General features: G+C 67.6%; 16 protein-coding genes. 1 reads left to right on the forward strand and 15 read right to left on the reverse strand.

Going from position 1 to position 16,399, the window contains the following annotated elements; translation table 11 throughout:
• Positions 1–7: 7 nt before the first annotated feature.
• The 3 genes from BLV04_RS21625 to BLV04_RS21635 are packed head-to-tail and all read right to left on the reverse strand — an operon-like array spanning position 8 to position 3,482.
• Positions 8–1,114, reverse strand: coding sequence for a glycosyltransferase (locus BLV04_RS21625; protein ID WP_093037553.1), 1,107 nt, complete (start codon positions 1,112–1,114; stop codon positions 8–10).
• The gene (locus BLV04_RS21630; RefSeq protein ID WP_093037556.1) at positions 1,111–2,148 is read right to left on the reverse strand and encodes a glycosyltransferase family 9 protein; all 1,038 of its coding nucleotides are present in this window, start codon (positions 2,146–2,148) and stop codon (positions 1,111–1,113) included. The genes BLV04_RS21625 and BLV04_RS21630 overlap by 4 nt, the downstream gene beginning before the upstream one ends.
• The gene (locus BLV04_RS21635) at positions 2,145–3,482 is read right to left on the reverse strand and encodes an O-antigen ligase family protein (RefSeq protein ID WP_245731985.1); all 1,338 of its coding nucleotides are present in this window, start codon (positions 3,480–3,482) and stop codon (positions 2,145–2,147) included. The genes BLV04_RS21630 and BLV04_RS21635 overlap by 4 nt, the downstream gene beginning before the upstream one ends.
• A 232-nt stretch (positions 3,483–3,714) precedes the next feature.
• Here BLV04_RS21635 and BLV04_RS21640 point away from each other — a divergent pair, with 232 nt between their 5' ends.
• Entirely contained in the window at positions 3,715–4,896 is a 1,182-nt protein-coding gene (locus tag BLV04_RS21640) for a glycosyltransferase (protein ID WP_245731986.1), read from the forward strand.
• A 21-nt stretch (positions 4,897–4,917) separates the two neighbouring features.
• Here BLV04_RS21640 and BLV04_RS21645 read toward each other — a convergent pair whose 3' ends face one another.
• The 12 genes from BLV04_RS21645 to BLV04_RS21690 form a co-directional block, all read right to left on the reverse strand.
• Positions 4,918–6,051, reverse strand: a complete 1,134-nt coding sequence (locus BLV04_RS21645; RefSeq protein ID WP_093037590.1) for a glycosyltransferase — start codon at positions 6,049–6,051, stop codon at positions 4,918–4,920.
• Positions 6,052–6,053: 2 nt separating this feature from the next.
• Positions 6,054–7,883: an asparagine synthase (glutamine-hydrolyzing) gene (asnB, locus tag BLV04_RS21650; RefSeq protein ID WP_093037562.1), complete on the reverse strand. Its 1,830-nt coding sequence runs from the start codon at positions 7,881–7,883 to the stop codon at positions 6,054–6,056.
• A 249-nt stretch (positions 7,884–8,132) separates the two neighbouring features.
• Positions 8,133–8,738 (reverse strand): SCO family protein, encoded by a 606-nt coding sequence (locus BLV04_RS21655; protein WP_093037565.1) that lies wholly within the window; start codon positions 8,736–8,738, stop codon positions 8,133–8,135.
• On the reverse strand, positions 8,735–10,891 hold the full coding sequence (locus BLV04_RS21660; protein ID WP_093037568.1) for a heavy metal translocating P-type ATPase: 2,157 nt from the start codon (positions 10,889–10,891) through the stop codon (positions 8,735–8,737). Before BLV04_RS21660 ends, BLV04_RS21655 begins: the two co-directional genes overlap by 4 nt.
• A 30-nt stretch (positions 10,892–10,921) precedes the next feature.
• Positions 10,922–11,677: a sulfite exporter TauE/SafE family protein gene (locus BLV04_RS21665; RefSeq protein WP_093037571.1), complete on the reverse strand. Its 756-nt coding sequence runs from the start codon at positions 11,675–11,677 to the stop codon at positions 10,922–10,924.
• Between the two features lie 10 nt (positions 11,678–11,687).
• Positions 11,688–11,810 (reverse strand): hypothetical protein, encoded by a 123-nt coding sequence (locus tag BLV04_RS25950; protein ID WP_281241881.1) that lies wholly within the window; start codon positions 11,808–11,810, stop codon positions 11,688–11,690.
• Positions 11,811–11,928: 118 nt separating this feature from the next.
• On the reverse strand, positions 11,929–12,198 hold the full coding sequence (locus tag BLV04_RS21670) for a hypothetical protein (protein ID WP_093037574.1): 270 nt from the start codon (positions 12,196–12,198) through the stop codon (positions 11,929–11,931).
• The gene (locus BLV04_RS24605; protein ID WP_139192004.1) at positions 12,176–12,346 is read right to left on the reverse strand and encodes a cbb3-type cytochrome oxidase assembly protein CcoS; all 171 of its coding nucleotides are present in this window, start codon (positions 12,344–12,346) and stop codon (positions 12,176–12,178) included. The genes BLV04_RS21670 and BLV04_RS24605 overlap by 23 nt, the downstream gene beginning before the upstream one ends.
• Positions 12,334–14,070 (reverse strand): cbb3-type cytochrome c oxidase subunit II, encoded by a 1,737-nt coding sequence (locus BLV04_RS21675; RefSeq protein ID WP_217633767.1) that lies wholly within the window; start codon positions 14,068–14,070, stop codon positions 12,334–12,336. Before BLV04_RS21675 ends, BLV04_RS24605 begins: the two co-directional genes overlap by 13 nt.
• On the reverse strand, positions 14,067–15,515 hold the full coding sequence (locus tag BLV04_RS21680) for a cbb3-type cytochrome c oxidase subunit I (RefSeq protein WP_093037577.1): 1,449 nt from the start codon (positions 15,513–15,515) through the stop codon (positions 14,067–14,069). Before BLV04_RS21680 ends, BLV04_RS21675 begins: the two co-directional genes overlap by 4 nt.
• Positions 15,516–15,588: 73 nt before the next feature.
• The gene (locus BLV04_RS21685) at positions 15,589–16,047 is read right to left on the reverse strand and encodes a hypothetical protein (RefSeq protein WP_093037581.1); all 459 of its coding nucleotides are present in this window, start codon (positions 16,045–16,047) and stop codon (positions 15,589–15,591) included.
• 35 nt (positions 16,048–16,082) lie between these two features.
• Positions 16,083–16,286: a hypothetical protein gene (locus BLV04_RS21690; RefSeq protein ID WP_139192005.1), complete on the reverse strand. Its 204-nt coding sequence runs from the start codon at positions 16,284–16,286 to the stop codon at positions 16,083–16,085.
• Positions 16,287–16,399: the final 113 nt, after the last annotated feature.

Consider the following 16,399-nt stretch of genomic DNA (forward strand, 5'->3'; position numbering starts at 1 on the left):
AAATTCGTTACCCCGGCCCGGAGCGCCGCGCAGCTTCGCGCGACAGCTCCCGATAGACCGCGAGGTTGCCGTTCACCATGGCGTCGATGGAGAACTCGCGTGCCATCAGGGCCTGTCCGCCTGCGCCGAGTCTTCGGCGGCGCTCGGGATCGGAGAGCAGGGCCTCGAGCGCGGCCCGCAATGCCGCGATGTCGCCGGGAGGCACCAGAAGCCCGTTCTCGCCGTCGCGCACCGCCTCCGGGATGCCGCCGACGCGGCTCGCGACGATCGGCACGCCGGCGCTGGCGGCCTGGAGCAAGGAGACGCCGAGCCCTTCCATGCGCGCCGGGTGGACGAGGAGATCCAGGCAGGGCATGATCTCGGCGAGATCGTCGCGGAAGCCGAGGAGCCGGACGCGCGCGGTCAGGCCCTTCCGATCGATCTGTGCATCGAGCGCATCCGCGATCGGCCCCTTCCCGAAGAAGAGCACCTGCAGGCCGGGATAGCGATCCATCAACGGGGGCAGTGCCTCGATCAGATCGGCGTGTCCCTTACGCTGAATGAGTTGGGCGACGACGCCGATCAGGAGTGCATCCTCGGGCACCCCGAGTCGGGCGGCGATCGAGGCGCGCGCGCAGGGCCGGGCGTAGGTGGCATAGTCGACCGCGCTGCGCACGACCCGCAGCTTCTCGGCGGGCAGTCCCTCGGCAAGCAGCACGTCGCGAATCCCCTCCGAGATGGCCACCACGCGATCGAAGAGCCTGTACTTGAGTGCGACCAGCCAGCGCGGCTCGGGGTTGTCGACCCGGCGGGTGTGGATGACCGGCACACCGCTCAGGCGCGCAGCAATCCCGCCCATGACGTCGGCGCCGATGCGACTGTGCAGATGCACCAGATCCGGTCGACTCGCACGGATGAGGCGTCGCAGACGCGTAACCATCGGCAGGTCCAGATCGCCGCGCATCCGCAGGCCATAGACCCGCGCAACGGGCGCAGCGGCCTCCGCCAGGGCACATCCGGCGGGGCAGGCGAGCAGATTCTCGTGACCGCGCGCGGCGAGCCCGCGCAGCAGGTGCAGGACCTGATAGGACCCGCCGTAGAGATGGCGCCCGCCTTCGACGTGAAGGATCCTCACGGCGCGGTCCCGAGCACGCCGCGGGCCGCGTCCAGGATCTCCTCGATCGTGATCAGACGCATGCAGGTGAAGGCCCCGTCGCAGGTCGGGCGACGTTTGCAGGGCGAGCACTCGAGCTTGTGATACAGCACCCTGGCGTTGGCGCGGGTGGTGTCGAGATAGGGACAGGTCGAGCCGAAGAGGAGCAGGCTCGGGGTGCCGAAGGCGATGCCCATGTGACCCAGGCCGGTGTCCACGCCGATCAGGAGCGATGCACGCTCGATCAAGGCCGCGGCCTCGATGAGGCTGGTGCGGCCCGCGAGGTCGACCAAGGGGGTGTCGGCGGCATCGGCGATCCGTGTCGCCGCTTCGCGGTCCGCCGGACCGCCGAGCACGACCGGCGTCAGGCCGAGATCCGCCCGGATGCGTGCCGCAAGCGGTGCCCAACGCTCCTCGATCCAGTGTTTTTGCGGACGCGTCGTGAAGGGGCAGAGCACCGCAAAGCCGTCGCTCAGATCATGCTCGGCGATGACCCGATCGGCGAAGTCCGCCTCGGTCTCGCCGTAATACACGGCCATCGCGAAGTCATCCGCCGGCAGACCCAAGGTCTGTGCCAGATAGAGATACTCCGATCCGATACGCTGGGGATCCCCGCCGCGCTGAACCGTGCGCGTCATCAGCCATTGGCTGCCCTCGCGCGAGCCCAGACCGATCCGATCGTGAGCACCCGAGAGCCGCGTCAGGGCGCCGCTCTTGAGCAATCCCTGCAGGTCGATGGCGAGGTCGAAGCGCCGCTCGCGCAGAGTCGTCCGCAGCGCCGCGATACCCGATATCAGTTCCCGCAGCCGCCGCTCGCGCCACAGGCGCCGCCAGTGACCGAGCGGGCAAACGATGACCTCGTCGAGATCCGGGTGTCGGTCCAGCAAAGAGCGGTACTCCGGCTGGACCAGCCAGGCGATGTGCGCCTGCGGATAGGCGCGTCGTAGGGCCGCGATCAGGGGCGAGGCGAAGACGATGTCGCCGATCGCCGAGAGCCTGACGACAAGGATCTTCACCCGCGGCCGTCCCCCGAGGACTCGGTCAGCCTTGCGAGACGGAAGCTGTAGGCGGACCCTGCGAGCAGAATCCAGAACACCATCCAGTCGCTGCGTACCACGCGATAGTTGAACAGATTCCAGATCAGTACGAACACGAGGGTGACCACGAAGAGCCGGCAGAGATCCGCGGGGATTCGCCCGGCGCGACACTCGTTGCCGGTCGCGCGCACCAAGGCCCAGACGAGCGCGACAGCCAACAGCAGACCGACGGTGCCGAGCTGAAACAGCGTCTCGGCGTAGGCGTTGTGCAGGTGCGGCAGCCACTCGAGGTTGTCCATGAGGGTGTCCGCTCGTCCGCTCGCGGCGATCCATTCGCGGCTGGTGCCTGCACCCCAGCCGAACCAGGGACGTTCGCGCCATTTCTCGACGGTGAAGAGCAGGGCGTTGACGCGCAGGCCGACCGGGTCGGAGGTCACCTCGGTCACATCGCCGCTGATCACCTGTTGCAGGGTCTCGGTCTGGTCGGTGAGGCGCATCTCGATGGTCTGATACTGGCTCGACAGGATGGCCCCGAGGGCGGCGGCGACCAGCAGGATCGCAAGCCAGCGTCGGCGTGTCGGTGTTGCCGTCGTCGCCTGCCGCGCTCGCCATTCCATCAAGACCAAGACCGACAGCCCGCCGAGAAAGCCGAGCCAGGAGCCGCGCGACTGCGACAGGAGCAGGCCCTCCAGCATGACGAGCAGCCAGATGGCCCAGAGTGTCGTCGCGAGCCAACGCTTCCAAGGACGATCGCGCTCCGCCCAGAAGGCACGGCGCGTCGCGAGGAGTCCGAGCGCTCCGAGCCCGGCGAACATGCCGAAGGCGATCGCCGGCAGGTAGGACTCGAACCGGGTCGAGAAGAAGGCGGCGTCGAAGGTCGCCCAGTCGATCTTGCGAAAGGTCGCAAGGGTGAAGCCGGCAAGCCCGAGCAGCAGGATCAGGCGCACCCTGTCCGGGCGTCCGGCGGCCCAGTAGGCGAGCGGGATGAAGAGCAGCAGCTTCACCCAGTCCGTTCCGTTGTCGACGACGGCCTGTGCCAGCGCCGGGGTCGGCTCCAAAAAATAGGCGATCGCGCTGTGCACGGCGACATAGAGGCCGAAGGCCAGGGCCAGCAGGGCGACCGGATCCCGTGCGAGCCGCCGCCAAGCGTCGAATCGAATCAGGAAGACCAGGGTCAGCAGAACCAGGCCGACGGTGGCCGGGGTGATCCCGAGCAGCCCGAAGAAGGCAAAGACATAGAGGCCGACGAGACCGGCACGTAACCAGCCGTCGGTCGGCGCGATGCTCGGCATGAGGCGGGGCGAATCGGGCAAGGGCTGGGTCTCGACGGGTTCTCGGGATAAGGATATCGCCTCGGGACGGGTATGATATACCGAGCGCACGTGGGTTTTTCGCCGCATTGCAGCCCCGCGCGCGCCGGGCCGGCGGTGCGAATTCAGCCGCCGAAGCGCCGAGCTGCCCGCGTCGCTCCGACGGCAGTGCCCGGACAATTCGACATCCAACATGAGACTCGGCCCGATGCGACCGCCGTGTCGAGGACGATCAATGCCCGTCATCCCCTCGTCGAATCAACCCATCGCCGAACCTACGTCTCATCCGGCGCCGAATTCGGCGTCGCGCCCGGTGTGCCTCTTTATCCCGAGCTTCGGCGACGGCGGGGTGGAGCGCATGATGGTCAACATCGCCCGAGGGATCGCCGATCAGGGTGTGCCGGTCGACTTCGTGGTCGGCCGGCGCGATGCACCCTTTCTGGACAGTCTGCCGGCAACGGTGAGCCTCCATGCGCTCGGCCGTGTCCCGCCGCGGGAGCGACAGCGCTTCCTCGCCGAGTATGTCGAGCGGAGCCGTCCGGCCGTCGTGCTGTCGGCCAAGACCGAGGACGATCGCATCGCGCTCGCGGTGAAGGCAGCCTCGTCGACCGACACCCGGTATTTTCTGCGCCCCGGCACCACCATGTCCGAGCGCTGGCGTGCGCGCGGGAAGAATTGGCTCAAACGCTGGTGGGAGCAGCGCGAGCTGCGGCGTCTCTTCCAGCGGGCAGACGGGGTCGTTGCCGTATCGGAAGGGGTTGCGGCAGACATCGCCTCAGTCACGGGCATCCCGCCGAGTCGCGTTCGGGTGGTGCGCAACCCCAACATCACGCCCGAGTTCTATGCGCAGGCCCGGGAGCCGCTTAATCACCCCTGGTTCGGCACCGACCAGCCGCCGGTGATCATGGGCGTAGGCGGCCTACGGACCCAAAAGGACTTCGCGACCCTGATCAAGGCGTTCGCCCTGCTGCATGCGCGTCTGCCCTGCCGGCTGATGATCCTCGGACAGGGCCGCCAGCAGGGGCGCCTCCTGCGCCTCGCGCGGGATCTGGGCATTGCGGACGACGTGTCCCTGCCCGGTTTCGAGCCCAATCCCTACCGCTTTCTGGCACGCGCCAAGCTCTTCGCACTCTCTTCGCTCTGGGAAGGCTCGCCCAATGTCCTGACCGAGGCGCTCGCGCTGGGTACACCCGTGGTCTCGACCGATTGTCGCAGCGGTCCGCGGGAGATCACCCGCGACGGCGCGTTCGGCGCCTTGGTGCCCGTCGGCGATGTCGAGGCACTGGCGGCCGCCATGGAAGAGACCCTGCGCAATCCGCCGCCGCCCGATCTCCTGAAGGAAGCGGTTCAGGAGTATCGGATGGACATCAGCGCACGGCGCTATCTCGCGGCCTTCGGGCTGATCGCCGAAAGCTGATCGGCAAGAATCAATCGGCGCTTACCCCGCCCACCGCGGCAACCGCATGGCATCCAGATAGGCATCGGTGCTCGCTTCGATCTCGTAGGGTCGGGCGGCGTCCCGAAGCAGTGCCGTGGGCGGCGGTGCGTCCAGGGTCTGCAGCATGGCCGCCGCCAAGGCGGAAGCGTCGCCGACCGGCACCAAGGGGCCGATGCGTCCGTCCTGCAGGATCTCGCGCGGGCCGCTCGGACAATCGGTTGCCACCACGGGTGTGCCGACCGCGAGTGCCTCGATGATGACGAAGCCAAGCCCCTCCCAGCGCGATGTGAAGGCGAAAAGATCGGCATGGGCCATGAAGGCATAGGGTTCGGGGACGAAACCGGGCAGGGCGACATCCTCGGCCACGCCCAGCTCGGCGGCGAGCGCGAGCAGGCGCTCGCGTGCACGGCCTTGGCCCAGGATCATGAGACGGCACGGGCGTTGTGCCCGCACCCGCGCGAAGGCACGCAGCAAGGTTTCGAAGTCCTTGCGTCTGCAGAGCTCGCCCGCGCCCAAGATCAGAGGCATGTCGGACCGGCCGAGCCAGGGATGATCAGGCCGCGCCAAGTCCTCCGTGAAAAGCGACGCCGGCACTACCGGCGAGGGCACCACGCGGATGCGCTCGCGCGCCAAGCCGGTGTAGCGCGCCATATCGTCCGCGACGCCTGCGCTGGTCACGATGACCTGATCGGCGAAGGGGTAGAGTCGGCCCATCGAGGTGCGCTGGACCCAGCGCTCGAGCGCGCCGCGGGTCGCCAGATCGATCGAGATGGTCGTCCCCGAGCTGAAGACCAGGCGCGTCGGCCCCCCTCCGAGTCGGCGGGCAACCCAGACGGCAAGCAGTGCGGTGCGATTCACCCGATCCTTGTCCGAGAGCATCACGGCCGGACGCTCGCGGCGCAGATAGCGCACCAGCGCCGGCAGGCAGGCGTAGGTGTGCCGCGAGCCCAGATCGACCACCGAGACCCCGTCCGGGATCGTGTCCAGATGCGGCCCATGTCGACGGACCTTGAGCAGATCGACGCGATAGCCCCGACGCGCCAGGGCCGGGATCAGATGCTTGGCCGCGCGGTCGACCCCGCTGTGACCGGAGGTCGAGAAGAAGCAGGCAATCCGTTGAGCGGTCGTCGCCATGGTCAGGTGCCGCTCGCGATCCAATCCAAGGGGTCCTCGTCGGGGGAGGGTGCGAGCCCGGGCTGCTCGATGAAGAGCCGATGCCAGATCGCGAACTGCATGAGACCGAACAGCTCGCGACTGCCGCCCTTGGCGGCCTGACGGGCGGCGACCAGATCCGGGATGGACTCGACGCGGAACCACTCGCGGATGCCCCGGCTCCGCGCCAGGCGCTCGCCGACACGGGCCGCCACATCGCCGGTCAGCCAGTCGCCGACCGGGACGTGGAAACCGCGCTTGGGGCGCGTTAGATGTCCCGGCGGGAGCATGGGCTCGGCCCAGCGCTTGAGCAGCCATTTGCCCTGATGGCCCTTGACCTTGAGCCCATCGGGCAGCGACAGGCCGAATTCGACGAGGCGATGGTCGAGGAAGGGCACCCGTCCCTCCAACCCGAAGCCCATCAGCATGCGGTCGGTCTTCACCAGCAGGTTGTCCGGGAGGGCCGTGACCAGATCGGTGTATTGGCGACGTTGCAGGTCGGACCAGCCCCTCGGGGTCGACCGCCAGGCTTGAAGAAAAGGCGTGCGATCCGGCGTCCTGACCGACCGGAGCGCCGGCCCGAGCAGCCGTCGGGACCAGTGTCCGGACCACTGACCACGGGTGCGGAAACCGCCGCTGCCCGGGCCGAGCAGGCCCTTGATCCAGCGCTCGGTCGGCGGCGGGCGATACCGGCCGTAGCCGGCGAAGACTTCGTCGCCGCCCTCGCCCGAGAAGACCACCTTCAGATCGGCCGCGGCGGTCTGGGCCAGGATCGAGGTCGGCAGGTTGGCATAGTCGCGCATCAGCTCGTCGGCCGCCCAGACCGTGTGCGGGATGCGTGCGAAGACCTGATCGAGCTCGAGCGCCAGGGGGCGGTGATCCAGCCCGAAATGCGCCGCGACCCGCGCCGCCTCGTCCAGCTCATCTGCCATCGCCGTGCCGCGATAGCCGACCGAGAAGCTCTTGATGCGGCCGGCCCCGTGGGTGTGCAGCAGCGCGGCCAGCACGGCGGAGTCCACACCGCCCGAGAGGAAGAGCCCGAAGGGGACGTCCGAGCGCATGTGCTCGCGCATGGCCGCGTGCATGAGCCCGTCCAGCTCGGCTTGCGCCTCCTCGAGGCCGATCGCGCGGGTCGCGATGTCGAGCGCCGACCAGTAGCGCCTGTGCTCGATGCGCAGATCCCGATCGATGATCAGGATCTCGCCGGGCGGCACCCGTCGGATGCCCTCCAGGATGGTCTCCTCGCCGCTCGCGAACTGATTCTGCAGGAATTGCCGCAAGGCGACCGGACTCACGCGGGGTTGCCCCGGCAGGATCGGCAGGAGGGCCTTGATCTCGGAGGCAAAGGCGATGCGATCGGGCAGCTGCACGTAGAAGAGCGGCTTGATCCCGAGCCGATCGCGCCCGAGGATCAGCCGCTCGGCCTGCGCATCGTGGAGCGCGAAGGCGAACATGCCGCGCAGCTCGACGGGAAAATCCAGCCCGTGCATGGCATAGGCGTGCAGGATGGTCTCCGAGTCCGAGTCGGTCCGCGGCTCGCGACCCTGCGCGCGCAGCGCCGCATTCAGCTCGATATAGTTGTAGACCTCGCCGTTGGCCGCCAGCGCGAGCTGCCCGTCTGCCGAGACCATCGGCTGATGCCCGGTGGCGAGCCCGATGATCGACAGCCGCGTCTGCGCCAGCCCGACCGGGCCGTTGCAATGGATGCCGTGATCGTCCGGGCCGCGGTGGGCCAGGGTCGCGGCCATCCGCCGCAGCGCGTCCGGATCCGGACGCACGCCGTCTCGCAACATGAAGCCCGCGATCCCGCACATCAGCGGGTCGACTCGGCTCGAGCGCGAGGCGGGGGCGGGGTCAACTCCATGGCGGCGCGGGGATCCGAGTCATTGGCCTGGTGCATCCTGATGTGGGCACGACGACCTCGTCGGCGCGCTCCATTGTCGGACGAGCCGATCGGCCCTGACAAGGCCAATGCGTGGTGCACGGCCCGACAGCCGCTCCTCGACGCCACCGGTGCCGGCGGATCGGTGCCCGGGATCAACGCGCAGGTTCAACCCGGGCGATCAGCCGCGCAACCGGATCTTGAGATAGGCCGCGGTGAGCAGCAAGGGATCAAACGGCGGGAGCAGCTCGGCGCGGATGGCACCGTCCGGTCCGATCAGCCACAGGGAGCCGGTGCGATCCTCTCCACCGAGCGGCGTGGAGTCCGGTCCGGCACCCGATCCGAGGTCGATACCGAGATCATCCGCCAACCCGGCAAGATCCTCCGCACGACCCGTCACCCCGATCAAGCGGGCATCGTAGGGTGCGAGGAGGCGCCGCAGGTCTGCAGGGACATCGTCTGCTCGCAGTGACACGACGACCACCTGTGTGCTCAGGATCACCCGGGTCCCCGCGATGCGCCGAAGCAACCCGGACAGGGCCGACAAGGTCCCGTCGCAGCGCTCGCCGCACCGGCTGTTCGCCACTGCGAGGAGTGTCCAGCGCTCATGCAGATCGCGCGTGACGAAGGGGTTGCCTTCCGTATCGACGAGCGCGAGGTCGCCGATGGGCCAGCCGGCGGACGCTTGACCGAGCGCTTGCTCAGGGGTGTGGGTCGCGACCGAGGGCGTCACGGCAGCAGTCAGGACGAGGATGCCGAGCAGGATAGCCGAGAGCGGCCGGTTCATATGCGGGCTCCCGAGGCCCTCGACACACGTGCGGTGCCGGTCGCCCGAGACGCGCCGGGGGATTCGGCAGCGACCTCGGCGCCCGAGCGGCCGTGCAGGGTCCGGGCGACGATCACCAGGCTGGAGCCCGCCATCAAGGCGGCGGCCAGCACGGGCTGCAGCAGGCCCGCCGCGGCCAGGGAGAGTGCCGCGGCGTTGTAGCCGAAGGCCCAGACCAGATTCGCCCGGATCGAGCGCCGCACCTCCCGGGCGAGATCGAGTACCCAGGGCAGCATGGCCAGGCCGTCGTCCGGAAGGACCAGGTCGGCGCTCTCCTTGGCCAGATCGGTCCCGCCGCCGACCGCGATGCCCACCGAGGCCGCCGCCAGGACAGGCCCGTCGTTGAGCCCGTCTCCGACCATGGCGACGGACCCGCACTGCCGCATCCAATCCCGAATGAAGGCCGCCTTGCCCTCCGGGTCGAGCCCGGCATGCCAGCGCGGGATGTCCAGCCGCTTCGCCAGGCGTTCGACCGGGGTCGGTCCGTCGCCGCTGAGCAGCAGCAGATCGAGCCCTCGGGCACGCAGCTCCGAGACCACCCCGGCCGCCTCGGGCCGCGGGGTGTCGGCGAGCGCCAGGCATCCGTGAACCCGCCCGTCCCAGCCGACATAGACGCGGGTCCATCCGTTTCGAGCGTCGATCGCGTCCAGCGCGGTCGGCAAGAACCAGCCGAGCGAGACCATCAAGGCACGCGAACCGATCGCGGCCTCGACCGAGCCCACCCGTCCGATCGCCCCCGCGCCCGGGCGGACGCGTATCCCTTCCGCCGCGTCGGCCCGGATCTCGAGCGCCGCGGCGTGCGTCACGACGGCGCGAGCCGCCGGGTGCTTGGAGCCGAGCGACAGTGAGCTGGCGATGCTCAGCAGCCGGGTCTCGTTGCAGTCGTGCACCCGAAGCGCCATGACCCGAGGCTTGCCGAGGGTCAAGGTGCCCGTCTTGTCGAAGGCGATACCCCGGAGGCGACCGAGCCGTTCCAGCACGCCGGCACCCCGAATCAGCACGCCGCGTTGGGCCGCGCAACCGATACCCAACGAGCTGGCCAGAGGTCCGGCCAGGCCGAGGGCGCAAGGACAGGCCACCACCAGAACCGAAAGCGAGGCGAGCAGGGCCGTGTCGAGGCCGCTGCGACTCGCCCAGAAGAGGAAGGTGGCGACGGCGAGGGTCAGGACCAGGGGGAGAAAATACCCGGCCACCCGATCGACGGTCTCCCCCAGGAGCGACTTGCGGCCCAGGGCCTCGCGCACCAATCGGCTGATGCGGATCCAGCGGGTCTGGTTGCCGAAGACGCTCGCGCGAACGCGGAGCCGCCCGCTGCCGTTCAGGCTCCCCGCATGGACCGCATCGCCCGGTGTCTTGGGCTGCAGCTCGGGCTGCCCGGAGACGATCGATTCGTCGCACTCGGACCAGCCCGAGATGACCTCGCCGTCCACGGCGATGCACTCTCCCGGCTCGATGACGACGACATCCCCGGGGCGGATCCGATCCACCGTCCGCACGGATTCCCCGATCGGGGTCGAGACCCGGACCTCGGCGCGCTCGGCGGCCAGCATGGGTGCGAGGCTGCGCATCGCCTGCAGGCGTCCCCGGGCCTCCAGATAGCGGCCCAACGTGAAGAGGATCAGCACCATGGCGACGGTGTCGAAGTACACCTGGTCCGACCCCTGCAGGACGCGCCATCCCGAGTAGAGGTAGGCGGCGAGGATCCCGACGCTGACCAGGGTATCGGCCGTCATGCGCCCCGCACGGCCCGCGCGCCAGGCACCCTGCAGAAAGGGGCCGCCCAGCACGACCAAGAGCGGAGTGGCGAGGGCCCAAAGCAGCCAGGGGACCAGGGCGCTCACCCGCGGGTCGGATGCCGAGAAGGCGTCCGCGTAGAGCAGCAGACTGAACAGCATGATGTTCATGGCGAGAAAGGCGCCAACGCCAAGCCGAATCAGCCATTGCGCCGCCTCCGGCTCTTCCGTGGATCCCTGATGGACCTGATAGGCCAGACAGCAGCCGTAACAGCAGAACCAGTGGTCCGTGCCGTTCAGGGTGCGCGGGTGCGCCAGCCGGCCGACCGGGAGTCGGCAATGGTCGCAGAGCGGCGTCGCATTCAGGGGGTGCTCCTGCATGCCATGGGCCTTTGCCGTAACCGACGGCCGTCAATGGAGATGCGCACCGAGGGGCAGCAGCCCCCGGGCGACGGTGACGACGCCGAGCAGGACGATGAAACCCCCGGCGATCTGCACGCCGCGCTGCCGCCAATCGGCGCCCGACAGCAGGCTACCGGCCCCCATCGACGGGGTCGGCGTCGGAACCGGAACCGCAACCGGCTGCGCACGACGCGCACCCGTCCACCAGCCGATGCCTCCCATCGCGAGCATGGCCGGGAAGGTGCCGAGCCCGAAGGTGGCCATGATCAGGAGTCCCGACAAGGGACCGCCGCTGCCCGCGGCCTGGGCGAGGAAGGCGTAGACCAGCGGACAGGGGAGAAAACCGTTGAGCACCCCGAGGGCGAGCGGTGCGCCGGGACGGGTCGATCGGGTCAGTTGACGCAACCCGGAGGCGAGCCAATCGAATCCCGCGAGAGGGCCTGCCGGACGCGGCATGACTCCGAGAAACTGCAGGCCGATATAGAGCATGAGCATGCCGGAGAGCAGGGCGAGGGTACGCTGCGCCAGGCTCCCCCAGGTGTCGTCGCCGCCGTGGCCCACCAGCAGGAGTCCGAGATAGCCGACGCAGACACCCATGAAGCAGTAGCTGGTTACCCGACCCAGGTTGTAGACGAGGTGACGGGCGAGGGTCGCGAGGCGGCCGCGGCCATCCCTGCCCAGGATGCAGGCGAAACCGCCGCACATGCCGACACAGTGCATGCTGCCGGCCAGACCGGCGAGCAGGATGAGCAGGTAATACTCCATGGAACCCTCCTTACTTGCGGGCCGCGAGATAGGCCACCCACAGGAAAAAGGCCACCGTCATGATCACGAAGATCCAGAAGGCGATGGCCTCGGGAAGGCTCATCTGGGGCAGCGAGAGTGCGGGGAGGCTCATGATGTGCGCCTCACGACAAGGCCACGCCCAGCACGTTGATCGCCAGCTCGCCGAACAGGAAGACCAGATTCAGCAGGGCCAAGCCCAACAGCAGTCGTGTCGCCATGATTCGATCTCCTCACAGCCCGAGGTCGAGGCCCGGTCCGAGCCCGCCCCAGTAGCTGAAGCCGTAGTAGAGTGCCCAGAGAAACATCACCAGATAGACCAGCAGCAGCCACCCGTCGACACGTCCGTGCCGGGCCTGGATGCGGCCCCCGCCGTAGTCTTCGGTCTGCCGGTGGTAGGGGGGCTCCCGCGACGGGACTTCGGCCCCGGTGCCGGACGTTTCGGCAACGGACTCCGGGGTCTCGAGCTCTTCGCTGTTCTCACGTGTCGTCGTTGGGTTCATCGTCGTCGACCTCCGCCCGATAGGCCTTGTACTTGATGGCTTCCACGTCCTGGAAGAGTCCGGAAAGCACCGCCCAGATGAAGAGGAGCAGGCCTCCCAGGCTCATCAGCAGGGCGACCAGGAATTGCAATAGGGTCAGTTTTTCCATGGCGCCTGCTCGGTGGTTTCGGTGACTGGCGGGCGCGGGGCCTCCGACTCGGCGAGCTCGAAGCCGCGCTTGATCGCCCAAGCCTCGCCGGCGTATCGGGTCTCCGGCTCGTCGGTCTTGAGCCGATACGCCAGACGGGATTCGGATGCGTCCAGCCGGGGGTCGTTGAGGGCCTGGCGATCCCGATCCGGGATCGGCAGTGGCTCTCCGGTCAGCGGATCCTGGAAGGCCGAGAGCGACAGGACGTAATAGGCGAGTGCCCAGCGATCCGCCTCCCCGACCGTGTCCCCGAAGGACGGCATGGGGGTGCCCGAGAGACCGGTCGTCAGGGTGCGGAAGATGTCCCGCACGTCGGGCCCCGACTTGAACTGCCCGGTCGTCAGATTGGCCGGCGGAATCGGAAAGCCGAAGTCGTCGGTCAGACCGGGCGCCTTCTCGCCGTCGCCCCGACCGGCCTGCCCGTGACATTCCCAGCACTTGGATTGTTGCCAGACGTCCTTGCCCTTCTGCACCAGGGCCAATGAGGGTTCGGGCGGCCGGCCGATAAAGATCGGCGCCTTCGGCGACTCCTCCACGAAAAAGAAGTAGGGCTCGGCGGGATCGCTGCGGTCCGCGGCCAGCACATACTTGATGTATTGGATGACCGCGAGCCGATCCTTGTCCTGCAGCTCGTGCCACGGGGGCATGGCCGTGCCCCGGACCCCGCGGGTGATGGTGCGCAGCAGGTCGCCGTCGTCCGGGAGCGAGCCCGAAGGCGTCAGGCGGAACTTGAACACGCCCCAGGTGAAGTTGCGCGGCCGATCTCGGTGCATGAAGGTCGCGGCCGGACCATTGCCGTCCCCTTCTGCCCCGTGACAGCCGAGACAGCGCCGCGCATAAACCTCTTGGCCGTAAGCAATCCACTCCTCCGAGCGCGGCAGGCTGACCCGGGATGCCTCCATGCGCTGTGGCTCGAAGCGGTCTCGCCACTTGCCCCGGTTGGTGCCCAGTTTCTGCAAATAGGCCACCAAGGCCCGCAGATCCTCCGTGTCCGCGACGAGCTGCACGCGATCCCCATTGAACTCGTCGTTCGGGGTGAAGATCACCGGAGTCTTGCCGCGCTCCGGAACATAGAGCAGACCCTCCGCGTTGGGTGTGAGCAGGATCTGTTCCGGGGCGTCGAAATCGAACAGCCGTTCGGTCGCCTCGGTGCGCTCCAGGGTGCGCTCCCCGTCGGTGCCCGTGACGATCGATGCCGTGTGAGGGCCGTCGAACAGGGCGGTAAAGCGCGGCATGATGGAGTCCGGGGACAAGATGCGCGGGTCCCAGAAATGGGCCAGGTGCCAGGAGTCGCTGTACTTGAGTCCGACCCTGGACAGGTCCGGGCCGATACGGCGCGTGGAGAAAAGATGGGGGAGGTCGAAGGCATACTCGCCGGCCTGCGTAATGGGTCCCCAGCGGCGGGTCTCGCCGGTCACCGGACGTACGTACTGGGAGTGACAGTACCAGCATCCCTCCCGGATATAGACGGCCCGGCCGCGCTGCTGCTCGGGGCTATAGTCGGTGGATTGCCACTCCATCCATTTGAGGTCGCCCAGATCGGTGCGCACCACCCGCGTCACCTCGGCGGTGCGCGACTGGGGCTCCAACATCGGGAGCAGACCCTGGACGAAGGCGGCCAGGCTGATGGTCCCGAAGGCGCCCACCAGCGCGTAGTAGCGCAATCCGTAACCGCGCGCGCTCACGGCCGTACCCCCTCGATCCCGGGTGCCCTCGGCAGGGGGGCGGCGGCCGGCTCGCGGTCCCGCGCCGCCAGCATGGTGCGCATCAGGTTGTAGACCAGGAGCGACATGCCGATGTCCATGGAGATGCCCGCAACCGTGCGCACCAGCCAATAGGGCCGGATAGCGACCAGCGAATCCAGCCACTCCACGCCGCTCATCAGGCTGAAGCCTTGCTGCAGCCCGGCCATGGTGAGGTCCAGCCCCATCACCGAGATGCCGATGGTGATGAGCCAGAAGGACCAATTCCCCAGCTTGAACGACCAGAGGGGGCGTCCGGCCAGCTTGGGCAGCACATAGACGGTGCCGGCGATGGCCCAGACCACGAAGGTCCCGAAGACGGTCAGGTGCGAGTGCGAGATGACGAAGTCGCTGAAATGGGTCGGCTGCTGGATCGATCTCAGGGCCTCGACCGACCCCTGGAAGCAACCGACCAGGTACATGAGCGAGCCCATGATCAGGAACTTGGCGGTGAGGTTTCGACCGAAGTTCTGCCAGCGCCCGATCATGGTCCCGAAGAAGTTCTGCAGCACGGTCCACACAGGCACGATCAAGAGCATCGAGGTGATGATGGCGAGGGTCTCGGCCCAATCGGCGATCGGGCTGAACAGATAGTGATGGATCCCCACGAAGGGATAGAAGAGCGCGAGTGACCAGAAGCCGATGAGCGACAGCTTATGGCTATAGATGGGATTCCGCACGCTGGCCGGCAGAAAATAATAGATCAGCACATAACCGGCCGGGGTGATCCAGAGGCCCACGATATAGTGAATAAAGAGACCGTGAAAGGCCGCGCTGTTGATGCCCGTAATGGTGTAGGGCAGGATGAAGCTGCCCAGGATCAGGTTCATGGTGGTCCAGACGAAGGCGCCGATGAGATACCAGACCGAGACATAGAGCTGAGGCTCCAGCCGCCGAGAGATCGTCATCAAAAACTGCACGGTGGTCAGGCCGATCACGAAGAAGATGACGGCATCGATGACGAGCGGAAACTCGCCGGCCTCGAGCCCCTGGTTGTAGCCGAGCACCAAAGAGATCATCCCGGCGACCAGACCCAGGTTCCATACCCAGACCAGCCAATGACCCCACTCGCCCTTCCAGATCCGGACCCCGCACAGCCGCGGCAGGATGTAATAGCACAGCCCGATGAAGAGGGTCGAAAAGGCGCCGAAGATGACGCCGTTGACATGCAGCGGGCGCAGCCGACCGAAGGTCAGGTATTCGGACGTGCCCAGATAGCTCGGATAATTGAAGAGTGTGGAGATGGCCACGCCGATGCTCGGCGTGAACATGAGCCAGAAGAGTCCCCAATAGAGCCATGTCCGAATGAGGCTGCGGTCGATCAGCGAATCCGGGTCAGGGAAGGCCGGCTCGGGGACATGCCGCGGGGCGGGGATCGCGCTCGCCATGGATCTCTGCTCCTGAAGGGATCGGGATCGTCGCGGCCGCGCCCCAAGCGGACGCGGCCGGCCGCGTGCTGACTCAGTGCCGCCCCGGGTCCAGTTTGGAGTGGCGATTGGACCAGTAGATGTAGCTCTCGAGCGCCTTCATGGCTTCGCCGTCCGGGTCGATCTTCTCGCCCTCGTTCGGCTTCTCGATGCACCAGTTGATCATGTCCCTCAAGGTCGCGAATTCCGCCATCTGCTCCTGATATTTCGGGAATTCATGGGGATGGGTATCGGACGTGTAGGGATGGCACATCGCACAGGCCATTCCGGTATTGGAGAGATTCACCCCCAGCCGCTCTTCCGTCGCTGGATCGCCGTGGAAGAGCAGGTCGCCTACGGTGACCTGGTCCATGAAGACCTCGTGAAACGCCTCCAACTGGTCTCTGGTGTGCGGCTCCTTGTGGGCGAAGGCCCGTTCCATATCGGCGGACAGGATAGAGAGTGCCGCCATGCCCGCAGCCGCGAGCACGCTCAGCGGTTTGATGTCTGCCATGGTCTTTCCTCCTGCAATGCGGTGCTCGTCGATTTTCAGATACGATCGGCCACGCGCGGACTCAGCACCTGGTTACGGTTGTCCCCGGTTCCGGAGTCGAACGGCTCGGTGGCCAACACCTGCTCGCGCCACATCCGATAGTCGTTCTCCACGAGGCCCGACTCGGGCATCGCGAGGACGCTCCAACCGACGCCGTCGAAATGGTCGCCCGGATCCGCCCGCACCATGGGTTGGGTCAAGACGGGGACCCCTTCCGGTGAGTGCGGTCAGCGATTTTGATGGTTTCGCGATCAAGTTGCGTGATAGGGGTCGGCGAAGCGCTCCCCCGGTCTCGCGCGGCCGGGGTGTGGGC

The organism is Thiocapsa roseopersicina (genome assembly GCF_900106925.1).
Classification (GTDB): domain Bacteria; phylum Pseudomonadota; class Gammaproteobacteria; order Chromatiales; family Chromatiaceae; genus Thiocapsa; species Thiocapsa roseopersicina.

What these genes read in the sequence shown, in the direction of transcription:
- asnB (WP_093037562.1), bottom strand. Translation starts at nt 7,883, where the DNA reads ATGTGCGGGATCGCGGGCTTCATGTTGCGAGACGGCGTGCGTCCGGAT.
- BLV04_RS24605 (WP_139192004.1), bottom strand. Translation starts at nt 12,346, where the DNA reads ATGGAAAAACTGACCCTATTGCAATTCCTGGTCGCCCTGCTGATGAGC.
- BLV04_RS21685 (WP_093037581.1), bottom strand. Translation starts at nt 16,047, where the DNA reads ATGGCAGACATCAAACCGCTGAGCGTGCTCGCGGCTGCGGGCATGGCG.
- BLV04_RS21655 (WP_093037565.1), bottom strand. Translation starts at nt 8,738, where the DNA reads ATGAACCGGCCGCTCTCGGCTATCCTGCTCGGCATCCTCGTCCTGACT.
- BLV04_RS21640 (WP_245731986.1), top strand. Translation starts at nt 3,715, where the DNA reads ATGCCCGTCATCCCCTCGTCGAATCAACCCATCGCCGAACCTACGTCT.
- BLV04_RS21665 (WP_093037571.1), bottom strand. Translation starts at nt 11,677, where the DNA reads ATGGAGTATTACCTGCTCATCCTGCTCGCCGGTCTGGCCGGCAGCATG.
- BLV04_RS21680 (WP_093037577.1), bottom strand. Translation starts at nt 15,515, where the DNA reads ATGGCGAGCGCGATCCCCGCCCCGCGGCATGTCCCCGAGCCGGCCTTC.
- BLV04_RS21645 (WP_093037590.1), bottom strand. Translation starts at nt 6,051, where the DNA reads ATGGCGACGACCGCTCAACGGATTGCCTGCTTCTTCTCGACCTCCGGT.
- BLV04_RS25950 (WP_281241881.1), bottom strand. Translation starts at nt 11,810, where the DNA reads ATGAGCCTCCCCGCACTCTCGCTGCCCCAGATGAGCCTTCCCGAGGCC.
- BLV04_RS21660 (WP_093037568.1), bottom strand. Translation starts at nt 10,891, where the DNA reads ATGCAGGAGCACCCCCTGAATGCGACGCCGCTCTGCGACCATTGCCGA.
- BLV04_RS21670 (WP_093037574.1), bottom strand. Translation starts at nt 12,198, where the DNA reads ATGAACCCAACGACGACACGTGAGAACAGCGAAGAGCTCGAGACCCCG.